The sequence below is a fragment of the Actinopolyspora alba genome, assembly GCF_900112765.1.
GTDB classification, from domain to species: Bacteria; Actinomycetota; Actinomycetes; order Mycobacteriales; family Pseudonocardiaceae; genus Actinopolyspora; species Actinopolyspora alba.
The window spans coordinates 56,339-74,033 of the sequence record NZ_FOMZ01000019.1; the positions used below are offsets into that span (position 1 = coordinate 56,339).

At 68.8% G+C, this 17,695-nt stretch carries 17 protein-coding genes and 2 rRNA genes; 11 read left to right on the forward strand and 8 right to left on the reverse strand.

Features of this window, described 5'->3' with window-relative positions; genetic code table 11:
• Window positions 1-146 precede the first annotated feature (146 nt).
• From ispF to BM150_RS22485, 3 genes are read right to left on the reverse strand one after another with little or no spacing between them, the layout of a single operon-like run.
• Entirely contained in the window at window positions 147-635 is a 489-nt protein-coding gene (ispF, locus tag BM150_RS22475; RefSeq protein ID WP_245755685.1) for a 2-C-methyl-D-erythritol 2,4-cyclodiphosphate synthase, read from the reverse strand.
• The gene (gene ispD, locus BM150_RS22480) at window positions 632-1,402 is read right to left on the reverse strand and encodes a 2-C-methyl-D-erythritol 4-phosphate cytidylyltransferase (protein ID WP_092929823.1); all 771 of its coding nucleotides are present in this window, start codon (window positions 1,400-1,402) and stop codon (window positions 632-634) included. The genes ispF and ispD overlap by 4 nt, the downstream gene beginning before the upstream one ends.
• A gap of 16 nt (window positions 1,403-1,418) precedes the next feature.
• Window positions 1,419-1,907: a CarD family transcriptional regulator gene (locus BM150_RS22485; protein ID WP_043576289.1), complete on the reverse strand. Its 489-nt coding sequence runs from the start codon at window positions 1,905-1,907 to the stop codon at window positions 1,419-1,421.
• 287 nt (window positions 1,908-2,194) lie between these two features.
• Between BM150_RS22485 and BM150_RS22490 the strand changes: the two genes are divergently transcribed.
• From BM150_RS22490 to BM150_RS22520, 7 genes are all read left to right on the forward strand, one after another.
• A complete protein-coding gene (locus BM150_RS22490; protein WP_175496983.1) occupies window positions 2,195-2,995 on the forward strand; it encodes a copper chaperone PCu(A)C in 801 nt (266 codons plus the stop codon).
• An 85-nt stretch (window positions 2,996-3,080) separates the two neighbouring features.
• Window positions 3,081-4,451, forward strand: a complete 1,371-nt coding sequence (gene radA / locus BM150_RS22495) for a DNA repair protein RadA (RefSeq protein ID WP_092929825.1) — start codon at window positions 3,081-3,083, stop codon at window positions 4,449-4,451.
• Window positions 4,452-4,592: 141 nt separating this feature from the next.
• The gene (locus tag BM150_RS22500; RefSeq protein WP_092929827.1) at window positions 4,593-5,090 is read left to right on the forward strand and encodes a beta-class carbonic anhydrase; all 498 of its coding nucleotides are present in this window, start codon (window positions 4,593-4,595) and stop codon (window positions 5,088-5,090) included.
• Window positions 5,091-5,497: 407 nt separating this feature from the next.
• Window positions 5,498-6,436 (forward strand): HhH-GPD family protein, encoded by a 939-nt coding sequence (locus BM150_RS22505; RefSeq protein ID WP_092929829.1) that lies wholly within the window; start codon window positions 5,498-5,500, stop codon window positions 6,434-6,436.
• Between the two features lie 123 nt (window positions 6,437-6,559).
• Window positions 6,560-7,231: a class I SAM-dependent DNA methyltransferase gene (locus BM150_RS22510; protein ID WP_092929865.1), complete on the forward strand. Its 672-nt coding sequence runs from the start codon at window positions 6,560-6,562 to the stop codon at window positions 7,229-7,231.
• A gap of 134 nt (window positions 7,232-7,365) precedes the next feature.
• Entirely contained in the window at window positions 7,366-8,331 is a 966-nt protein-coding gene (locus tag BM150_RS22515) for an ATP-binding cassette domain-containing protein (RefSeq protein ID WP_092929831.1), read from the forward strand.
• Entirely contained in the window at window positions 8,328-10,271 is a 1,944-nt protein-coding gene (locus tag BM150_RS22520) for a YhgE/Pip domain-containing protein (RefSeq protein WP_092929833.1), read from the forward strand. The genes BM150_RS22515 and BM150_RS22520 overlap by 4 nt, the downstream gene beginning before the upstream one ends.
• A 43-nt stretch (window positions 10,272-10,314) precedes the next feature.
• On the opposite strand, the gene BM150_RS24325 is transcribed toward BM150_RS22520, so the two are convergent.
• Window positions 10,315-10,464 carry a hypothetical protein gene (locus BM150_RS24325; protein ID WP_175496984.1) on the reverse strand — a complete coding sequence of 50 codons (150 nt, stop codon included), beginning with the start codon at window positions 10,462-10,464 and terminating at the stop codon, window positions 10,315-10,317.
• 75 nt (window positions 10,465-10,539) lie between these two features.
• Between BM150_RS24325 and BM150_RS22525 the strand changes: the two genes are divergently transcribed.
• Complete coding sequence (locus BM150_RS22525) at window positions 10,540-10,848, forward strand: antibiotic biosynthesis monooxygenase family protein (RefSeq protein ID WP_092929835.1); 309 nt, start codon at window positions 10,540-10,542, stop codon at window positions 10,846-10,848.
• A gap of 447 nt (window positions 10,849-11,295) precedes the next feature.
• Here BM150_RS22525 and BM150_RS22530 read toward each other — a convergent pair whose 3' ends face one another.
• Window positions 11,296-12,348 (reverse strand): endonuclease/exonuclease/phosphatase family protein, encoded by a 1,053-nt coding sequence (locus BM150_RS22530; protein ID WP_175496985.1) that lies wholly within the window; start codon window positions 12,346-12,348, stop codon window positions 11,296-11,298.
• A gap of 130 nt (window positions 12,349-12,478) precedes the next feature.
• Here BM150_RS22530 and BM150_RS22535 point away from each other — a divergent pair, with 130 nt between their 5' ends.
• The 3 genes from BM150_RS22535 to BM150_RS22545 all read left to right on the forward strand — a co-directional run bounded on the left by BM150_RS22535 (window position 12,479) and on the right by BM150_RS22545 (window position 15,177).
• Complete coding sequence (locus tag BM150_RS22535; protein WP_092929837.1) at window positions 12,479-13,462, forward strand: ATP-binding cassette domain-containing protein; 984 nt, start codon at window positions 12,479-12,481, stop codon at window positions 13,460-13,462.
• Window positions 13,459-14,289, forward strand: coding sequence for an ABC transporter permease (locus BM150_RS22540; protein ID WP_092929839.1), 831 nt, complete (start codon window positions 13,459-13,461; stop codon window positions 14,287-14,289). Before BM150_RS22535 ends, BM150_RS22540 begins: the two co-directional genes overlap by 4 nt.
• Before the next feature lie 282 nt (window positions 14,290-14,571).
• Complete coding sequence (locus BM150_RS22545) at window positions 14,572-15,177, forward strand: class I SAM-dependent methyltransferase (protein ID WP_092929841.1); 606 nt, start codon at window positions 14,572-14,574, stop codon at window positions 15,175-15,177.
• Between the two features lie 92 nt (window positions 15,178-15,269).
• Here BM150_RS22545 and BM150_RS22550 read toward each other — a convergent pair whose 3' ends face one another.
• From BM150_RS22550 to BM150_RS22560, 3 genes are all read right to left on the reverse strand, one after another.
• Complete coding sequence (locus BM150_RS22550) at window positions 15,270-16,853, reverse strand: SLC13 family permease (RefSeq protein ID WP_092929843.1); 1,584 nt, start codon at window positions 16,851-16,853, stop codon at window positions 15,270-15,272.
• Window positions 16,854-17,093: 240 nt separating this feature from the next.
• Window positions 17,094-17,211 (reverse strand): 5S ribosomal RNA (gene rrf, locus BM150_RS22555).
• Between the two features lie 148 nt (window positions 17,212-17,359).
• A 23S ribosomal RNA gene (locus BM150_RS22560) occupies window positions 17,360-17,695 on the reverse strand; the annotation flags it as partial.

Consider the following 17,695-nt stretch of genomic DNA (forward strand, 5'->3'; position numbering starts at 1 on the left):
CTCGCACCGCCGCGGGTTCTCCGGTGCGGCTCTCGCGAGGACGCCGGAGACGTTGTGTAGGTCGCTACCCGATGTCGCCGGACCCGCAGCGAGAACCGTGCCAGAGGTTCCGCCACCCACACCGCCAGGCAACCCGAGCCGCCGATTCAATAAACCAACGCGGTGGCGATGGCGGCGATCCCTTCACCTCTTCCGGTGAGTCCGAGCCCGTCGGTGGTGGTTCCGGAAACCGAGACCTCACCACCGAGCGCCTCGCCGAGCACGGCACCTGCCTCCGCCCTGCGGTCGCCTATCCGGGGGGTGTTACCGATCACCTGCACCGAGGCGTTGCCGAGCCTGCGGCCCTCACCGGCGAGCAGGCCACGCACGTGCGCCAGGAAATCGACACCGTGCGCCCCGGCCCACCGCTGGTCGCCGGTGCCGAACACCGAACCGAGATCCCCCAGCCCCGCCGCGGACAGCACCGCGTCGCAGAGAGCGTGACTCGCGACGTCACCGTCGGAGTGCCCGGAACAGCCGTCGCGGTCCGGCCAGTGGAGTCCGGCCATCCAGCACGGCCTGCCCGCCACGATCGGATGAACATCGACACCCTGACCGATCCGGGGTAGCCCGATCGATGACGGCTCGGCACTCACGACTCGTCACCGCACCTTTCGGAAGCGTCACTTTCCGTGCCGTTCGAACGACCGAGAGTGTCCACCCGGGATTCGGGGAGTTCGACCGGCCCGGCAGCCAGCACGGCCTCGGCCACGGCCAGATCGAAGGAAGTCGTCACTTTCAGGGCGTTGGTGTGACCGTCGACAGTTTCCACCGGGTACCCCAGTCGTTCCACCAGACCGGCGTCGTCGGTGGCCACGTCCCCGGCCGCCCCGTAAGCCTCGCGGAGAACGTCGACGGTGAACCCCTGCGGGGTCTGCACCGTGCGGAGCCGCGAGCGGTCCACGGTCTCGGCCACCACGCCCTCGTCGTCGACCCGCTTGATCGTGTCCGCCACGGACAACGTCGGCACCACGGCAGGAGCGCCCCGTTCGACCGCGGCGACCACGTCGCGGATCACCCGGGCGGGTGTGAACGCACGAGCGGCGTCGTGCACCAGCACGACCTCCGCCGAAGGCACCAACCGGTCCGCGGCACGTAACGCCGCACGAACGGAGTCGGTGCGCTCACCGCCACCGGGAACTACGTGTACCCGTTCGCCGAGATCTCGCACCTCGCGGCCCATCAGGTCGAGCTGACCCGGTGCGGCGGCCACTACGACGTGCCCCACACTCCCCGAATCCAACAGGCCACGGACCGCGCGCGACAACAGGGACTGCCCGAGTACTCGAACCAGTGCTTTGGGAACACCGGCACCGAGACGGGCACCCCGCCCGGCGGCCGGAACCAGCGCTACGGTGTCCACACTGCTCGGATAGTCGTCAGACCGTCGTCGCCAGGACTTCGTCCAGCAGACTCTCGGCCTTGCCCTCGTCGGTGCCCTCCGCCAGCGCCAACTCGCTGACCAGGATCTGCCGGGCCTTCATCAGCATCCGCTTCTCGCCCGCGGACAGCCCGCGATCCTGCTCGCGCCGCCAGAGATCACGCACCACTTCGGCCACCTTGTTCACGTCACCGGAGGCGAGCTTCTCGACGTTCGCCTTGTACCGACGCGACCAGTTGGTGGGCTCCTCGGTATGATCAGAACGCAGCACGTCGAAAACGTGATCGAGACCCTCCTGGCCGACCACGTCTCGCACCCCGACGTGCTCGGCGTTCTCGGCGGGAAGACGAACGGTGAGGTTGTCTTTTTCGACCCGAAGTACGAGGTACTGTTTTTCTTCGCCCTTGATTACACGTGTCTCGACTGCCTCGATCAGCGCAGCGCCGTGACGCGGGTAGACGACGGTCTCTCCGACCTTGAAAACCATGTGTCCTCTGCCCCTTTCGCTGTGTCCAGTCTAGCATGGTCAGCAACGCCACTTCGACGGGCTCGACATCTTCGTTGCAGGTCAGACGACGATTAGGGGGTTGACAACCCGGCTTCCCCCGTGCATGCGGCCCGGCTTCCCCGGTGCGCAAGGCAGGGTTTCCGTGCTCGAGAACGGCCCCGCGAACGGGACGCACGGCACATCCGCCGGGGTGCGACCGACATCGCCGACGACAACGGTTTAGGCTCATACCCGGTTGTCCGGCAAGCAGGAAGGACGCTGCATCCGTGAGCCGCCCACAGCACAGCAAGGCAGTTCGCCAGCGGTTGGTACCCGCGGTCGTCGGCCTGGGCGCCGTCGCCGCGCTCTCCGGCTGCGCCACCGGCCAGCAGGCCGAGACCTCGCAGCAGGTCGCCGCCATCTACGGTGCGAGCGCCGACGCGAAGACCATGGCCGTTCGGAACGCGACCCTGAGCTACCCGGAAGGGGAAGCGGTCTACCCGAAGGGGTCGAACGCACCGATCGAGACCGTTCTGATCAACGGTGGCCAGCAGCAGGACAGGCTGGTCGATGTCAGCAGTAGCTACGCGCGGTCGGCAGAGATCAGCGGAACCCGGCGGATTCCCGCGGAAACCAGGCTCTACGCGGTGTCGGACACCGCGGATTCGAGCAAGGTCACCGCTGCCGAGGCCACCGGCGACGACCAGCGCGAGCGGGTACGAATCACCCTCGAAGGGCTGACCCAGGGCATCCGGCCGGGGGTGACGATTCCGGTCGAGTTCACCTTCGCCAACGCGGGCGCGGTGACCCTGCAGGTTCCGATCGGCGCCAGCCCCGAGCCGAGGCCGGAGTACGGCAGCCCGCACGGTGGCGGTGGAACGGGCACCGGCGGCGAGTCGGGCCACTCCGGTGAGTCGGGCGGATCAGGCGAGTCCCACGGTTCCGGCGAATCGAGCGGGTCCGGCGAGTCCAGTGGCTCCGAGCAGTCCGGCGAGTCCGGCGGCTCCGGTCAGAGCGAGGAGAGCTCCTCCGACGAGTCGAGCGGTTCCGACCAGAACGCCGAAACCGGGCAGTCCACCGGCGAGTGAAGCTCGACGTCCCCGACGCGCGGCAGCGGCCGCGCGTCGCGCGGGTCGTCCCGAACGTGTCGTGACCACCGGTTAGTCTGCCCACGTGGCTACCAAGAACGCGCGCGCCGGAAACGGCTATCGGTGCACCGAGTGTGGCCGCACGGTTACCAAGTGGGTCGGCCAGTGCCCGGACTGCGCGAACTGGGGCACGCTGGAGGAAGCCTCCGCCCAGCCCGCCGCACTGTCCAAAGTCGGCAGCTCCGAGCCCGGCTCCCCCGCGCGCCCCATCGCCGAGGTGGATCTGGAGTCCGCCCGCGCGGTCCCCACCGGGATCGCCGAACTGGACCGGGTGCTCGGCGGCGGCATCGTGCCGGGGGCCGTGGTCCTGCTCGCGGGCGAGCCCGGTGTGGGAAAGTCCACACTCCTGCTGGAGACCGCGTACCGCTGGGCGGCGGGCGGCTCCGGCGGTCGCTCGTTGTACGTCACCGGGGAGGAGTCGGCGGGCCAGGTGAGGCTGCGCGCCGAACGCACCGACTCGCTGCACGACGAGCTCTACCTCGGCGCCGAGAGCGACCTCTCCGCCGTCGTCGGGCACGTGGAACAACTGCGCCCCGGACTGTTGATCGTGGACTCGATCCAGACGGTGCAGTCCGGCGAGACCGATGGCACACCGGGTGGAGTCACCCAGGTGCGCGCAGTGACCACCGCGCTTGTGGCGCTGGCGAAGGAGCGCGGCCTGCCGGTGATCCTCGTGGGGCACGTCACCAAGGACGGTGCGGTGGCCGGTCCGCGGGTGCTGGAGCACCTGGTCGACGTGGTGCTGCAGTTCGAGGGGGACGAGCACTCCACGCTGCGGATGCTGCGCGGGGTCAAGAACCGGTTCGGCCCCGCCGACGAGGTCGGCTGCTTCGAACAGGGCGACGACGGCATCGCCGAGGTGACCGACCCGTCCGGACTGTTCGTCAACGGGCGGCAGAACCTGGTGCCGGGTACCGCCGTGACGGTGGTCGTGGAGGGCAAACGTCCGCTGCTCGCCGAGGTGCAGGCGCTGGTAAGCCCCACCCAGATGAACATGCCGCGCAGGGCGGTGAGCGGGCTGGACTCGGCCCGGTTGTCGATGATGCTCGCGGTGCTCGACAAGCGCGGCAACATCAAGACCGGTGACCAGGACGTCTACGCCGCCACGGTCGGCGGCGTGAAGATCACCGAACCCGCGATCGACCTGGCCATCGCGTTGGCCGTGGCCTCCGCGAAGCTGGACGTGCCGCCGCGCGCGAACACGATCGCGGTGGGCGAGGTCGGGCTCGCCGGTGAGGTGCGCCGGGTCAACGCGGTGGGCCGCAGGCTCGCGGAGGCAGCTCGGCTCGGATTCGAGTACGCGCTGGTGCCACCGGACAGCGGACAACCCCCCGCGGGGATCAAGGCCGTCGAGGTCGGCGACCTGCGTGGCGCGCTGCGGGCGCTGCGGAGCTGACCGACCCGGCCGAGGTCTTCGCGGACACGGACGATCTCGGCGGGTATGCTCGACCGCCAGAGTCCGTGTGCGTGTACGCGGCGACAACTTCCCGCACAGCCGATCCCCGGGGTCGGTGTTACCGGTTCGAGGAGCTGCCCGATGACCGCGACCGACGAACTGCTGCGACGCAACAGCAAGCACGAGGAGAAGTGGGACGGCCAGGTCCCCGGAGCTCCCGAGCTGCGCACCGCGGTGGTCACCTGTATGGACTGCCGGATCGATCCCGTCCGCACCCTGGGGTTGAGCTCCGGCGAGGCGCACGTACTGCGCAACGCGGGCGGGATCGTCACCGACGACGTGCTTCGGTCGCTGTCGGTGAGCCAGCGCAAGCTCGGCACCACCGAGGTGATGCTGATGCACCACACCCGCTGCGGCATGGGGACGTTCGCCGAAGCCGACTTCAAGCAGGAGTTGGAGGACGAGACCGGGCAGCGGCCGAGCTGGTCGGTGGAGACCTTCACCGACACCGAGCGGGACCTGCGCCAGTCCGTGCGGCGGGTGCTCAACAGCCCCTTCCTGACCGAGACCACGAGTGTGCGCGCGTTCGTGCACGACATCGACACCGATGAGCTGCAGGAAGTCGACACCGCCCCCTGAACCGGGGGCCGGAGTGGGTGGCGTAGGTGGTCGCTTGGCGGAACCTCTCGCACGGCTCTCGCCGCGGGGAGGCCCGACATCGAGTAGGCACCTACGCCACGTCGGGCCTTCCTCGCGAGAGCCGCACGGGAGAACCCGCGGCGGTGCCGATGGCCAGGGTGGTAGGAGCTCGGCCTGCGGGAGTGGTGGGAGTGCAACATCGCGGGGCCAAGGGCGCCGCGATTTCGCGAGAAATCGACGGAGCTGGAGCCACACCGCAGCACTGGCGCGGCGATTTCGTGGGGAATTGACGGCGCCCCTGCCGCGCGATAGCCGCCGGCGATTCGGCGCCGCGCGGCGATGCCGAGGGTCTGTCACTGCCGAGGCGTGGTCGGTGGGCATCCGGGTCGTGGCACTATCGAGGGGTCATGACTAATCAGAACGCACGATCGGCCGAATCCGTCGCGAAGAACGCCGCACCCGGGCGGACCAGCACGATCAACACCGACGATCTGATCGAGTGGTTCGCCGCCGAGGCCCGCGACCTGCCGTGGCGCGGCCCCGAGGTCGACGGCTGGGGTGTGCTGGTCAGCGAGACCATGCTGCAGCAGACCCCGGTCGCCAGGGTCATGCCGATCTGGCGGGAGTGGATGGAGCGCTGGCCCAAGCCCTCCGACCTCGCGGCGACGAGCCAGGCCGAAGTGCTGCGCGCCTGGGGCAAACTCGGGTATCCGCGTCGCGCGATGCGGCTGCACGAGGCCGCGAGCGCCATCGCCTCGGAACACGACGACACCGTTCCCTCCGATGTGGACACCCTGCTGGCGCTGCCCGGCGTGGGAACCTACACCGCTCGCGCGGTGGCCGCCTTCGCCTACGGCAAGCGGGCTCCGGTGGTGGACACCAACGTGCGCAGGGTCGTCGCGCGCGCCGTGCACGGGGAGGGTGACGCGGGCAATCCCTCACCCAACCGGGATCTGGCCGATGTCGACGCGCTGCTCCCCGCGGACGACCGCGACGCCGCACGGCTGTCGGCGGCACTGATGGAGCTCGGGCAGACCGTGTGCACCGTGAAGTCGCCGGGTTGCGAGATCTGCCCCATCGTCGCGGACTGCGCCTGGCAGCACGCCGGTCGTCCCGCCTACGCCGGACCGCCGAAGAAGGTGCAGCGCTTCGCCGGGACCGACCGCCAGGTGCGTGGACTGCTGCTGGACGTGCTGCGGCGGTCGGAAGGACCGGTGCAGCGCCCCGAGCTGGACGCGGTGTGGCACGACGCCGCCCAGCGCGATCGGGCGCTGGACTCGCTGCTGGTGGACGGGTTGCTGGAACAGACCGAGGACGGCAGGTTCGGGCTGCCCGGCGAGGAGTGACTGCTCGGCGCGTCGTCGCGCGGCCCCGGCCTGGTGGAACGGCTCCTCGCCACGCCCGAGCCGAGGTCGGCCACGATCGCTCGGACGACTCGCTCGCGGATCTTCGCCCACTACGATTCCGGCATGACCGATCACGACTTCGCGCATCGCACCCGGTGGTCCTACGACGCGGCTGCCGACACCTACACCGAGTGGATCCGGGGCGAGTTGGCCGCCAAACCGCTGGACCGCGCGATGCTGGACGGCTTCGCCGAGCTCGCGCGGGGCGCGGGCGGACCGGTGTTGGACGTGGGATGCGGCCCGGGACGCGTGACCGCCTACCTGGCCGATCACGGCCTGGACGTCTCCGGAATGGATCTGTCACCGGGAATGATCGCCGCGGCACGACGGACGCACCCGGGGCTGCGATTCACCGAGGGATCGATGCGGGCGCTGGGCCACGGCGACGGCGAGCTCGGCGGCATCGTGGCCTGGTACTCGATCATCCACGTTCCGGACGAGCACCTGCCGGAAGTGTTCGCCGAGTTCCACCGCGTGCTGGCGCCCGGTGGATACGTCCAGCTCGCCTTCCAGGTCGGTGACCGGATCAAGCACCGTACCGAGGCGGGCGGCCACGAGGTCTCGCTGGACTTCCACCGGCGGCGGCCGGAGCACGTCGCCGAGCTGCTGAGCCGGGCCGGACTCACCCCACGAGCACGGCTGCTGCGCGAACCCGACGAGGACGGCGACTTCCCCGAGGACACCCGGCAGGCATTCCTGCTGGCCAGAAGGACGATCGAGCCCTCCGAGAGGTAAGTGCCCCGGGACGTCGGTACCGAACGACCGCCCGGCAACGGGTTCGCGGACGTGATCCGGCGGATCTCGAGTTGCCGAGGATCGCGCTGGGGTCCACGTTGGATCAGCAGCCGATCCGTTCACCAGGGGGGTCGATGAGCACCGAAGGGGTGGCCATCACCGCACGCGGAATCAGCGTGCGCGGACCGCTGGGGCCGGTCTTCAGCAATGTCGACGCCGAGATCCGCCCCGGGGAGCTGGCCACCGTGACGGGGCCGTCCGGTACCGGCAGAACCGCACTGCTGCTGACGCTTTCCGGCAGGCTCCGCCCGATAACGGGCACTATCGAGGTGGACGGGCGCTCGCTGCCGAAGGGCGCGAAGCGCGCACGCACCCTGATCGCACCGGCGCGGCTGCGCCCCGGGTTCGAACTGGAGGGGCGCTGGCGCGTGCGGGAAGCCGTACGCGAACGGCGCATAACCACCAAGGTGGACAACGACGACATCTCGGACGCGTTCGACCTGGTCGGCATAGACCCCGAGCCCGAAGCCGTGATCGACTCGCTGCATCCCGGCGAGCGACTGCTGCTGGCCGTCGCACTCGGCATGGCGGCACTGCCCGCCGGGCTGCTGGTCGACGACGTGGAACTCGGGCTCCCCGAAGCCGCGCGCACCAGGGTGTGGGCGGCGCTGGAAACCGTGGCCCGCACCGGCACCACGGTGGTGGCCAGCAACACCGATCCACCCCGGTTCGAAGCGGGCCCGGTGATCAGACTGCCCGGACCGAACGGGGAGACACCCCACCGCGCCGGGGGAACCGCACCGGAAACCGCCCTGCTGCCCGGTCAGGAACCGAACACGGTCGAATTCGACGCCGAAACGACGCGGACATTCCACGCGGAAGCGGTCACCGAACCCCACACCTTCGACACCGAGGTGCTCTCGCCCGATCCGGCTCAGCTCGCGCTGTTCGAACCACCCGCGCCCGCGGTTCCACCGGACTCCGAGGCGGCGGACTCCGAGGCGGCGGACTCCGAGGCGGCGGACTCCGGCACCAACGAGACATCACCCGAGGCGGAACCGACCGATTCGGACTCCGAGGACTACGGAGATCCGCGATGAGAATCGTCAAACTCGCGCTGCTGGAACTGCGCAGGTTCCGGGGCGGAAAGCTGCGCCCGCTGGTGCTGGTGGCACTGATACTCGTGCCGCTGCTCTACGGCTCGCTGTACCTGTGGTCCAACTGGGACCCCTACGGCAGGCTGGACCGGGTCCCGGTGGCCGTGGTCAACAACGACCGCCCCGTGCGCGCATCCGGGCAGTTCATCGACGCGGGCGAGCAGTTCACCGAGCAACTGCGCGCACGGGACCTGTTCGACTGGCACTTCGTGAACTCCGGTGAGGCGCGACGCGGGCTCCGCGAGGGCGACTACTACTTCACGATCACCGTTCCGAGTGATTTCAGCGGCAAACTCGCCACCGCCACCCGCAGATTCCCGCAACGGGCCTCGCTGCACATCACCAAGAACGACGCGAACGGTTACATCGCGGGAATCATGGCCGACACCGTCGAGGCCCAGCTGCAGAACCAGGTCAACGCGGCCGCGCACAGCGCCTACGCGCGGGCGCTGTACGACGAGGTGGACAAGGTACGCGAGAAACTGCGACTCGCATCGCAGGCCGCCGGGCAACTGGTCGAGGGCACGAAACTCGCCGAACAGGGCACGGAAGGACTGAGCAGCGGGCTCTCGGACGCCGCCTCGTCGACCGGGGAGATCTCGCGGGGCGTGAACGACGTCTCCGACGCGGCCGACCAGCTCGACCGACGACTCACCGCGCTGACCAACCTGACCGCCGAACAACTCCCCACCGCCGTGAACGGCGCGGCCGAGGCCAGCGGCTCGGTGGTGCAGGGACTCACCACCCTGGCCACCGCGACCGCCTTCATCTCCGACCGCGCCGATCAAGGCGTGGCGAGCCTGCGGGAACTCGGGAACGAATACCCGGCGCTGACCGGGGACCCGGTGTACCAGCGCGCCCTGCGCGACGCGCGACAGCTGTCCGGAACCACCGAGAACGCGGACCAGCGTGCCGACGAGGTGCTGAGCCTGGCCCGGGAGGCCAACTCCGAGGCGGTGGCGCTGCGCGGCAGCCTCGAAACGCTGCGACAGCGGACCCTCGCGGTGACCGAGCCCGCCGACCAGCTCGCCTCGGGCACCACGCAACTGGCCAACGGCACGGAGGCACTGCGCGGCAGCCTGAGCAACCTCGCCTCCAGCAGCCGGACACTGCGAACCGGTGCGGGGCAGCTCAACGACGGGGCCACGAAGCTGTCGAACCTGGTGGACGACAGCCTGTCGCGGATTCCGCCCACCAACCCCCGGCAGGTGGCCCAGGCCGCCGAGGTGCTCGGTTCCCCCACCAGGATCACCGAGCGCAACCTCAACCCCGCGCACGTCTACGGGCGGGGGCTGGCCCCGTTCTTCTTCGCCATCGCGCTGTGGGTGTTCGGGCTGTTCGCCTACCTGCTGCTCAAACCCGTCAACCTGCGGGCCCTGGCGGGCAGGACCCGGGCCGTCACGGTGGCGCTGGCGGGTTGGCTGCCCGCCACAGTGCTGGGGATGCTCGGCGCCGGGGTGCTGCTGACCGTGGTCGGATTCGGTCTCGGGCTGGATCCGGTGCGGTTGTGGCCGACGGTCGGGCTGCTGGCGCTCGCCACCGCCGCGTTCGTGGCGATCGACCATCTGTTGCGCACCGCCTTCGGCGCGATCGGCGACGGGCTGTCGCTGGTGCTGCTGATAGTGCAGCTGACCGCCTCGGGTGGGCTCTATCCGATGGAGACCACGCCGACGCCCTTCCAGGCGGTACATCCCTACCTGCCGATGACCTACCTGGTGGACGGGCTGCGCGTGACGATCTCGGGCGGCCTGAACGAGCACCTGGTCCGCGACCTCATCGTGCTCGGCGGTTTCCTGGTGATACCGCTGGTGCTGACCACCCTGGTGGTGTGGCGGCAGCGGACGTGGAGCATCTCCAGACTCCACCCCGCCGTGGAGCTTTAGAGCCGCGCGGCGATTTCGCGAGAAATCGACGCCCCGAAGAGCATCAGCGGCGGTCGCGTTCGATCAGCGCCTGCGGGCCGGTCTGGATGCCGAGGATGTCGATCGGCTGCGCGAACTGCTCACACGACTGCGGGACAACCTCACCGAGGAGGTCGGCGACAACGCGACGGACCGGTGACCGTTCCTGCGCCACGTTGCCGGCGTCACGTTCCCGGCCGGAGCGGTTTCACTGCTCCGGAAACCGCCGGACGAGTCGTAGGGTGGGGTCATGGCCGTAGTGAAAATCAACGCTATCGAGGTCCCCGAAGGCAAGGGCGAGGAGCTGGAGCGCCGGTTCGCGCAGCGCCACGGCGCGGTGGACGGCACCCCCGGATTTCTGGGATTCGAGCTGCTGCGCCCGGTCAAGGGCGACAACCGCTACTTCGTCTACACCAAGTGGGAGTCCGAGGAGGCGTTCCGCGCCTGGGCCGACGGCCCGGCGAAAGAGGCGCACGAGACCGAGAGCAAGGACCCCGTCGCCAGCGGCGCCAACCTGCTCGAGTTCGAACTGATCGCCGAGTCCCACCCCGAGCGGTGAGCGGGCCGGGGCCGTTCGCCGTCCACGAGAGCTGAACGGCGCGGTCGGGGCTCTCCGCTCGGGCGGCGTCGATCTCCCGCGAAATCACCGCGTCAGTAAGGCGACGCGGCACCGCGTCCGTCGATTTCTCGCGAAATCGTCGCGCTATCAGCGCCGACGAGGACCGAGGCCCCACCATCGGCGCAAGCCGAACTCCCACCACGCCCGCAGGCCCCACTCCGACCACCCTCGCAGTCGGCGTCAATTTCCCGCGAAATTGACTCCCGCGGGACCCCCGTCGGAAAACGGCCGTGCGGTTAAGCAGCGCGGGTGTCCCCGGTGCGTGAGTCGGATGCATCGCGAGGCCGGGCCGCTCGCCGCGTAGGTCGCTACTCAAGAGCCGGCCCAACGCTCCCAAGGCGCCGACTCACGTGACGGCTACCCGACCACTCTGCCGGGCCGCCTCATTCAAGAGGGAATCGTGAGGTGGGCGAACACGGCCCGGTGATCCGTACCGTCCACCTCGAAGGTGCGGTAGTCGTGTACGGCGGTGTCACCACTGACCAGCACGTGATCGAGGGTGACCGGCGGTGCCCAGGGCCGTCCCAACTCGGGCCAGGTCGGGGTCAGCCCGTCGCCGGTCACCTCGGCGGCGTCCGAGTACCCCCGTCCCAGCAGTTTCCGCAGCGGCGTGTGGTCCAGGGTCGCGTTGAAGTCACCGGCCAGTATCCGGACCGACTGGTCCCCACCGGTGGTCGGGGCGGGCAGTGTGGTTATCTCGCGCTTCCACGTGGCAGTGGTGTCCCCTCCCACCGGCACCACCGGATGCGCCGCGACGTACTGCACGTCCCGCTGCCCGGGCAGATCGATCAGCGCGGAGGGTTGCCGCATGGTGGTGTTCGAAGCCAGCGAGAGCTCACGCAGCGGATAGCGCGAGACGATCCCCGAACCGTCACCATCGGACTCCGGCGTGAGCACGCGGTGCGGCAGCGTCTCGAACAATCCGGCCCGGCGCAGCTCGTTCACCATGCCGGAGTCGAGCTCCGGCATGCTCAGCACGTCCACGTCGTTCTGCCGCACCAGCCGCACCAGCTGCTCCGCGTCGGCTTCGCCGAAGTACACGTTGGCGCTGAGCACGTTCAGCGAGTTCCCCCGCACCGCGCCTGCCTGTTCGTCGGGAAACACCCGTGGCGCGACGCTGACGGCGAGCACGGCGGTCACCACGGCCACCACCAGCGCGGTCAGCCAGCGCCGCAGTGCCAGGGTGAGCAGCAACAACACCCCTCCGCCCGCCGTGACGTAGGGCGTCAGCGCGATCAACGCCGAGGAGATCTGGCCGCGTTCCAGTCCGCCGAACCTGCCCAGCGCCACACCGCAGACGAACGCTGCGAGCAGCGATAACAGCAGCGTGACGACACGCCCACCGGGAGCTCTCCGCCCACCCGAGGACTCCGGCTGTTCGGACATCGCTTCGTCCGCTACGAGATCACCCTGTCGCATGTCCACCGACTCACGCCCCATACCGCCACACCTACCGGAAAACAACCAAGGGTAACTGAAGCTGTGTCGCACCTCACCGGTGTCGTGCGACGATTGTGCGTCTTTTGTCAGTGGATCGGGTCATGCTGGGGTGTCGAGACGAGGAGGTCGCATGACACTGGCGGTCCAGGCCGAGGGCCTGGTCAAGCGATTCGGAACGACCAAGGCACTGGACGGGGTGAACCTGGCCGCACCGGCGGGTTCGATCCTGGGGGTACTGGGGCCGAACGGCGCGGGCAAGACGACCAGCGTACGAATCCTGGCGACCCTGCTCCAGCCGGACGGCGGGCACGCCACTGTGGCCGGACACGACGTGCTGCGCGATCCGGTCGGGGTGCGCGGCAAGATCGGGCTGACCGGGCAGTACGCCTCGGTGGACGAGGAACTCACCGGTACCGAGAACCTGGTGCTGATCGGTCGATTACTGGAGATGACGCGCTCCAGCGCGAAGTCCCGCGCGAAGGAACTGCTGGAGCGCTTCGGGCTCACCGACGCGGGCAACCGGGCGATCAAGACCTACTCGGGCGGGATGCGTCGACGGCTGGACCTGGCGGCGAGCCTGGTTGGCCGCCCCGAGGTGCTGTACCTGGACGAGCCGACCACGGGGCTGGATCCACGCAGCCGCAACCAGGTCTGGGACATGGTCGGCGCGCTGACCTCCGAAGGTGTGACGGTGCTGCTGACCACGCAGTACCTGGAGGAGGCCGACCAGCTGGCCGACCGGATCAGCGTGATCGACCACGGCAGGGTCGTCGCGGAGGGACGCGCCGACGAGCTGAAACGTCACAGCGGAAGCCAGACGCTGCAGGTGCGGCTGAGCGATCCAGACGACGTCAGCGCCACCGAGACCATCCTGCGGGAACTCACCGAGCGGGCACCCGCTGCGAACCACGACACCGGGTTGCTCACCACCCCCGCCGAGGATCCGGTGCTGATGTCGACGCTGGTACGCAGGCTGGACGAGGCCGGGATCGTCGCCGACGAGCTGTCGCTGCGGCTGCCCAGCCTCGACGAGGCGTTCCTGTCCATCACCGGGAAACCGGCCACCGCCGAGGACTCGGCGCGGGAAGGCGAAGAGGAGGACGACGCGGCATGAGCACGCCGACCGTCGAGCGGACCGAACAGGCCGAACCGCGACCGCACGGCACACCACGCCGTGTCGGTCCGCTGCGCACGATGCAACACGGCCTGACGCTGGCCGGACGCAGCGTCCTCAAGATCCGCAAGTCGCCGGAGGGGCTGCTGGACGTCACCCTGCAGCCGATCCTGTTCCTGGCGATGTTCGTCTACCTGCTCGGTGGCGCCATCGCCGGGGACACCGGGGAGTACCTGCAACGGACCCTGCCGGGCGTGATGGCCATGAACATGGTCTTCGGCAGCCTCGGCACCGGGATGCAGTTGAACAACGACATCACCAAGGGCGTGTTCGACCGGTTCCGGAGTCTGCCGGTGGCGCGGTCGGCTCCGCTGATCGGGGCCGTGCTGGGTGATGTGGTTCGCTATGCGGTCTCCATAGCGGTGCTGCTGATCGTGGCCACGCTGATGGGCTTTCGCATCGAGACCAACGCGCTCTCGGCGGCAGCGGCGATCATGCTGGTCATCGGTTTCGCGCTGTGCGTGTGCTGGATCTCGGTGCTGCTGGGGATGCTGGTCAGGAGCCAGCAGGCACTGCCCGGTGTGGCGATGTCGTTCATGTTCCCGCTGACCATGGGCAGCAACGTGTTCGCGCCGACCGAGACCATGCCGGGATGGCTGCAGGCCTGGGTGAGCGTGAACCCGGTGAGCAAGCTGGCCGACACCGCCAGGGGACTGATGATCGGTGGACCGGTGGCCGGGCCGCTGTCGGCCACGCTGGTGTGGATGGTCGCACTGGTGGTGGTGTTCTTCCCCCTCGCGCTGTGGGCTTACCGCAGCAGGGTTTGACGTCGGGGTGCCGTCCCCGCCGCGGTTCCCGTGATTTCGCGCGAAATCACGGGAACCGCGGCGGGGACGGCACCTCATCCCACGTTCTTTGCGTTATCAGCAAATAATTTTGTCGTCATGCCGCTGGTGAGGGCAGCTTGGTGTCGGAGGTGACCGCGGCTCTCCGATGCTCCGATCGCGGACGCGCGGTGGTCACCAACCACGAGCGAACGCCGCGACCGCCCCTGGGCTACCGGCAGCGCGGTCGCCGACCACCGAACCCCACGACCGAGGGCAACGACGATGGACGAACAGTTCTGGGAAGACAAGTACAGCGGCACCGCACAGCTCTTCAGCGGCAACGTGAACGGAGTGCTCGCCACCGAGGCGGCCGAGCTCTCACCCGGCCAGGCACTCGAAGTGGGATGTGGTGAGGGCGCCGACGCGCGCTGGCTGGCACGACGCGGCTGGCGGGTCACCGCGATCGACATCTCGCGCACCGCGCTGCGACGCGCCGCCGACGCCACGGACCCGGACCTCGCCGATCGAATCTCCTGGCAACACGGTGACCCGACCGGCACACCGCCTCCCGCGGACGCGTTCGACCTGGTGTCGGTGCAGTACTTCCCGCTCGAACGGCGGCCCGGCCACGAAACGCCGCGTGGCCTGCTGGCCGCCGTGGCACCCGGCGGCACGCTGCTCTACGGCAGCCACGACATGTCCGAGCTGCCTCCGGATCACGAGCACGGCTTCGATCCGGGCGACTACTACCAACCCGCCGACGTCGCCGAGCTGCTCGACGACGACTGGATCGTGCTGGTCAACGAAACCCGACCACGAACCACTCCTCCGCCGGAGGGCACACCGCACACCCACGACACCGTGCTGCGGGCGCGCCGCCTGCGGTGATCGGGCTCGACCCGGATGGGCGTCGATTTCTCGCGAAATCACCGCGCGGTGGGGGCCGGTTCGGAGGGTCGTCCCGGCCCCACGGGTAGGGGTCAGCCGAGGGCGATTCCCAACGCCCAGGCCCCGAGACCGTAGAGCGCGATCGGGATGAGAACGATCGCGGTGAGGTTCAGCCACCAACCCGCCTTGACCATCTGCGGAATGGTCACGTAGCCGGAGCCGAACACGATGGCGTTCGGCGGGGTGGCCACCGGGAGCATGAACGCGCAGCTCGCCGCTACCGTCGCGGGCACCACGAGCAGCAACGGATCCATGTCGAGCCCGAGCGCCACCCCGGCCAGGATCGGCAGGAAGGTCGCCGCTGTCGCGGTGTTGCTGGTCATCTCGGTCAAAAAGATCACCGCGGCCACGGTGACCAGCACCAGCAGGATCGCGGGGATCCAGCCGAGCGCGCCGACCCGGTTGCCGATGAAGGCGTCGAGCCCGCTGGAACCGACCGCGGACGCCAGCGACAGCCCACCGCCGAACAACAGCAGCACGCCCCACGGCAGCTTCAGCGCCGAACCCCAGTCCAGTGTGAACACCCCCCGCCGCGCGTCGACCGGAATCGCGAACAGCACCAGCGAGGCGAGTATCGCGATGCCGGCGTCGGAGAGGCCGAGTCCCGGCAACAGGCTCGTCAGCGGTTCACGCAGAATCCACAGCAACGCCGTGAGCACGAACACCACGAGTACCACTCGCTCGCCCCGGTTCATCGGGCCGAGCTTGGCGAGCTCGTTCCGGAACAGCTCACGACCACCGGGGATGTCGGTGATGGTCGTCGGATAGACCACTCTGGTCAGCAAGAACCAGCTGAGGAGCAGCAACACAGCCGCCAACGGCAACCCGAAGATCATCCACTGCCCGAAGCCGATCCGGATGCCATAGCTCTCGGACAGAAAACCGGCCATGAACAGATTGGGCGGAGTCCCGATCAGCGTAGCCAGCGAGCCGATGCTCGCAGCGTAGGCGATCGCCAGCATCAGGCAGGTCGCGAACCTTCCGGCGCCGTCGTCCGCCGACTCGTTCATCGCGCGCCGCACGGTTTCGTCGCCGGAATCACCACGAAGATGCTCGAACACCAGGGTCAGCACGGACATGCCGATCGGGAGCATGACGACGGTGGTCGCCGTATTGCTTACCCACATCGACAGGAAGGCGGTGGCGAGCATGAAACCACCGACCACCCGCACCGGACGCGTTCCGACCGCCAGCACGGTCCGCAGCGCGATCCTGCGATGCAGTCCCCAACGCTGCATCGCCAACGCCAGCATGAAACCGCCCATGAACAGGAAGACGATGTCGTTGGCGTAGGGCGTGGTGGCCGCTTCGACATCGCCGACTCCCAACAGCGGGAACAGCGCGATCGGCAGCAGCGCGGTGGCGGCCAGCGGCAGTGACTCGGTGACCCACCAGACCGCCATCAGCACTCCGACTCCGGCGACACCGCGCCCGGCGTCGGTGACTCCGTTCTCTCCACCGGGGAGTACGAAGTAGACGGCGATTGCCAGCAGCGGTCCGAGAAACCGGCCGATCCAGGCACGCCGGGAAACTCTGGTGGGTTCGGTGGTCTCCCCTACTTCCGGTGTGGCCGCTGGAGCACCCGCATCACTGCCCTGATTCATCAACTCCGCCATTCCACGAGGAAACGTCGGCACCTGTCGGCGGCACCGTCGAAAGTAACTCGGGAAAGGACGTTAATGGTATGCGAACAGCGGTAAAAGCGGGGCACGGAATCGGTGCGGTAGCGGCGAGTCCGATCGGTGAATGCGGGTGACCGGGTCGTCAATTTCTAGGGAGGTTGTCGGGGTGTGGGGTGGTGATAGTTGTGTGGCCCGGGCACCGTGGTGGTGTCCGGGCCACACTGTGGGGGGTTGGGTCGGCGGTGTCCGTGTCTCCCACACCCGTGGGGGTGCAGTACCTGGGGCGCTGGAGGGCTTAGCTGCCGGGTTCGGGATGGATGCCGGGCGTGTCTCCTCCGCTGTGGCCACCGACCCAAAGAACCTTGGGGGGCTGTTGGGGGTGTCAGCCGCTGTGTTCAGTTGAAAAGCGTGTCGGGGTGGTGGTTGGGTTGGGAGCCGTATAGTGGTGGCGATGTCTCACGCTTGCGTGTCACATGGTGTGTGTGGGCGGTGTGTTGGGGGGTGTGTCGCCGTTCGGCGGGTTAGTACCCGTCCACTGAACACATCGCTGTGCGTACATGTCGGGCCTATCAACCCAGTCATCTGCTGGGTGCCTTATCCCCCCGTAGGGGGTGGGAGACGTCATCTTGGGGTGGGCTTCCCGCTTAGATGCTTTCAGCGGTTATCCGTGCCGAACATGGCCAACCAGCCGTGCCCCTGGCGGGACAACTGGCACACTAGAGGTTCGTCCGTCCCGGTCCTCTCGTACTAGGGACAGCTCCCCGCACGTCTCCACACGCGCGCGGCGGATAGGGACCGAACTGTCTCACGACGTTCTAAACCCAGCTCGCGTGCCG